The sequence below is a fragment of the Kocuria sp. NPDC057446 genome (assembly GCF_042802875.1).
Lineage (GTDB): Bacteria > Actinomycetota > Actinomycetes > Actinomycetales > Micrococcaceae > Kocuria.
The window spans coordinates 1-3,531 of sequence record NZ_JBHVDI010000243.1 but is presented as its reverse complement, the minus strand read 5'-3'; the positions used below and the strand labels follow the sequence as shown (position 1 = coordinate 3,531).

The following is a 3,531-nucleotide window of genomic DNA, read 5'->3' as shown; positions in this document are numbered from 1 at the left end:
GGGAGCCGGCAGGGCCGCGCGATCCGCCGGCCGCCGCGGGGGACGACGCTTTCCGTCATCGTCCGGGCCGCGGGGCTAGGCTGGTCCGAGCCCGGCGCCGGCCGCCGGGCGGAGACGGAGGTGCCCGTGAGCAGTCCGCGCGCCGCGGAGCCCCTCGGGGGCTTCAGCACGGCCGCGCGCTCGCCCCTGGCCGACTCCCGGGAGCTCGCCGCCGTCAGCGGAGCCCTCTACCCCGTGCTGACCCTGCTCGTGCGGCTGCCCCAGACCATGGTCCCGCTCGGTGTCCTGACCACGGTGGCGCTGATCTCCGGTTCACCCGCCCTGGGCGCCTTCTGCGCCGCCGCCGTGACGTTCGGGTCCGCCGTGTGCGGGCTCGCCATGGGGGCGGCCGCATCGTGGCGCCGGCGCCAGGTCGGCCTGGTGCTGCTGACCCTGGTCAACCCGGTGGTCGTGTGGTGGCTCGTGCGCCGGCTCCCGGACCTCGCCGCCGACACCGGGGCCGATCCCGCCCAGCTGGTGCTGCCGTGCCTGCTCGCCGGGCTGGTGCTGCCACAGATGGGCGTGGCGTGCCGGCTGCGCTGGTGGTCGCTGCTGGGGCGGGACTCCCGAGAGGACCTCTTCGACACCGCGCTGCGCCACGAGAGCGTCATGGACGCGCTCGGCACCGTCCTGGCGGCTGCGGTGACCGGCCTGGTGGCCGTGACCCTCGGGCCGGTGGCCGTGCTGGTGCTCGCGGCCACCCTCACCCTCGTGGGCACCACCGTGTTCCTGCTGCACTGCTCCGCCCGTCTGCCCCGGGGGTACATCCACTTCCTGCCGCCCGCCGAGGCCGCACCGAACCGGGCGGCCCGCCGGCGCCGCCGCCGGACGCGGCAGCTCCGCCTGCTCCCCGTGCTCGGGATGGGGGCGCTGGGCGCCCTCGTGGGTTCCACCCTCGGCACGGTGGTGGTCTTCGCGACAGCCGTGGACGCGGTGATCTCGGTGAGCTGGCTCTACGCCGTCTCCGGGTTCACGTCCGCCCTCGGGGCGGTGGCCGCGTCCGCCCGCACCGAGGAGCTCCGGCTGTGGAACCGCTGGGTGGCGGCGGCCTCCGGCGCCGTGCTCGCCGCGATGCTCCTGACCATCCCGGACGACTCCGCGGGGATGATCGTGGTGCTGGCGCTGGCCGGACTGACGACGGGACCGTGCCTCGTGGCCGTCTACGAGATCGCGCGGCTCGTGGCCCCCAGCACCCGGGTCACCGCCCTGACCACGGTGATGACCGCTGTGATGAGCGTGGGTCTGACCGGGGGGCTCGCCCTGTCCGGCTGGTGGGGGGAGTCCTGGGGCTACCGGAGCGCGGCTCTCGTGCCCGTGCTCTCCGCGGCCGCACTGCTGGCCACGGCCCTGGCCTTCGTGCACCGCTGGCGGCGCATCGACGTCGGGGACGTCTGAGCCCCGCCGGGCAAGGACCCGGCGGGGCTCCGACGTCCGGCCGAGAGGCTCAGTGGCCGCGGTCGATCCACTCCTGCAGGTGCGGGGCCTCGGCGCCGATCGTGGTGGTGTCGCCGTGTCCGGTGAGCACCTCCGTGGAGCCGGGCAGGGTGAGCAGCCGGTCCCGGATGGAGCCCACGATCGTGTCGAAGTCGCTGTAGGACCGGCCGGTGGCGCCGGGGCCGCCCTGGAAGAGGGTGTCCCCGGAGAACAGCACCCCGCCCTCGCCCAGGTCCGGGGCCCAGAAGCACACGGAGCCGGGCGAGTGGCCCGGGGTGTGCAGCGCCGTGAGGGTCGTCCCGGCCACGGTGAACTGCTCGCCGTCCGCGATCGGCGCGTCGAAGGGCGTCCTCGGGTAGACCTGCTCCCAGAGCACGGTGTCCTCCGGGTGCAGGTGGATGGTCCCGCGCACCTGTCCGGCCACCTCCTTGACGGAGCGGATGTGGTCGTCGTGGCCGTGGGTCAGCAGGATGGCGGTCACCGTGCGCCCGGCGACGGCCTCCACCACCGCGGCGGGGTCGTGGGCCGGGTCGATCACGAGGCACTCGTCGTCGTCGCCCACGATCCACACGTTGTTCTCGACGTCCCAGGTCCCGCCGTCGAGGGAGAACGTCCCCGAGGTGACCAGCCGGTCGATGCGGGCCCGGCCGGCGCCCTCGGCCCGGCCCACGGGCACGGCGCCCGGGTCGGCGGGACGGTCGCGCTCCCGGTCGGGCAGGGCCTCGCCGTCGTGGCGGTCGACGGGGCTCATCGGCCGAGCTCCACGACGGAGCGCAGCACCTTGCCGGCGGTCATCCGCTCGAAGGCGGGCTCGACGTCCTCGATGCCGATCCGCTCGGTGACGAAGCCGTCGAGGTCCAGCCGGCCCAGCCGGTACTGGTCCACCAGCATCGGGAAGTCCCGGTTCGGCAGGGTGTCGCCGTACCAGGCGGACTTGATGGATCCGCCGCGGCCGAAGACCTCGTCCAGCGGGATCTCCCACGTGGTGCCCGGGGCGGGCACGCCCACCAGGACCAGCCGCCCCGCGAGGTCGCGGGCCTCGAAGGCCTGCTTGAAGGTCGGGGCGATGCCCACGGCGTCGATCACCAGGTCGGCGCCGAAGCCGCCCGTGAGCTCGCGGATCGCCTCCACCGGGTCCTGCTCCCGGGAGTTCACGGTGTGGGTGGCGCCGAACGTCTGCGCGGTGGCCAGCTTCTCGTCGTCGAGGTCCACGGCGACGATCGTGGTGGCACCGGCCAGGGCCGCCCCGGCGACCGCCGCGGTGCCGACGCCGCCGCAGCCGATCACGGCCACGGACTCCCCGCGCTTGACGGCACCGGTGTTGAGGACGGCGCCGATGCCGGCCATCACCCCGCAGCCGAGCAGGCCCACGGCGGCGTACTGGTGGTCCTCGAGCTCGCCCTCGATCTTGGTGCACTGACCGGCGGCCACCAGGGTCTTCTCGGCGAAGGCGCCGATGCCCAGGGCGGGGGAGAGCTCCGTGCCGTCGGCGAGCGTCATCTTCCGGGTGGCGTTGTGGGTGGCGAAGCAGTACCACGGCTCGCCCTTGCGGCAGGCCCGGCACTCCCCACAGACCGCGCGCCAGTTCAGGATGACCTTGTCGCCGACGGCGACCTCGGTGACGCCCTCGCCGACGGCCGAGACCACGCCCGAGGCCTCGTGGCCGAGCAGGTAGGGGTAGTCGTCGCCCACAGCCCCCTCCTTGTAGTGCAGGTCGGTCTGGCAGACCCCGCAGGTGAGGACGTCCACGAGTGCCTCCCCGGGCCCGGGGTCCGGGACGTGGATCGTCTCGAGGGTGGCTGGTGCGTTCTTCGCCGTGACGACGACGGCTCTGACCTCGTGCATGGGTGGGACCCCTTCTTCGGACGACTTCTTGGGACGACGTGACGGTTCCGGTCCGGAACACCGCTCCCCAGTCTAGGGAAGGACCGCCGGGACGCGAGGTGCGGACGTGGAGTGCGGAGGTGCAGTGCGGAGGTGCAGTCCGGGAGCACGGTCCGGCGGGTGCAGTCCCGGCGGGATACGACACGGCGGCGGGCCCGTGGTTCAGCACCACGG

Annotated in this window: 3 protein-coding genes; 1 reads left to right on the top strand and 2 read right to left on the bottom strand. The window is 74.3% G+C overall.

The annotated features are described in order from the left end of the window. Nucleotides 1–126: 126 nt before the first annotated feature. A complete protein-coding gene (locus tag ACFU0Y_RS17645; RefSeq protein ID WP_380216180.1) occupies nt 127–1,434 on the top strand; it encodes a hypothetical protein in 1,308 nt (435 codons plus the stop codon). 49 nt (nt 1,435–1,483) lie between these two features. Here the strand turns inward: ACFU0Y_RS17645 and ACFU0Y_RS17640 are convergent, their stop codons facing one another. Together ACFU0Y_RS17640 and ACFU0Y_RS17635 are read right to left on the bottom strand one after the other, a co-directional pair. Further along, nucleotides 1,484–2,224: an MBL fold metallo-hydrolase gene (locus tag ACFU0Y_RS17640; protein ID WP_380216178.1), complete on the bottom strand. Its 741-nt coding sequence runs from the start codon at nt 2,222–2,224 to the stop codon at nt 1,484–1,486. After that, nucleotides 2,221–3,318 (bottom strand): S-(hydroxymethyl)mycothiol dehydrogenase, encoded by a 1,098-nt coding sequence (locus tag ACFU0Y_RS17635; protein WP_380216176.1) that lies wholly within the window; start codon nt 3,316–3,318, stop codon nt 2,221–2,223. The genes ACFU0Y_RS17640 and ACFU0Y_RS17635 overlap by 4 nt, the downstream gene beginning before the upstream one ends. Between the last annotated feature and the right edge of the window lie 213 nt (nt 3,319–3,531).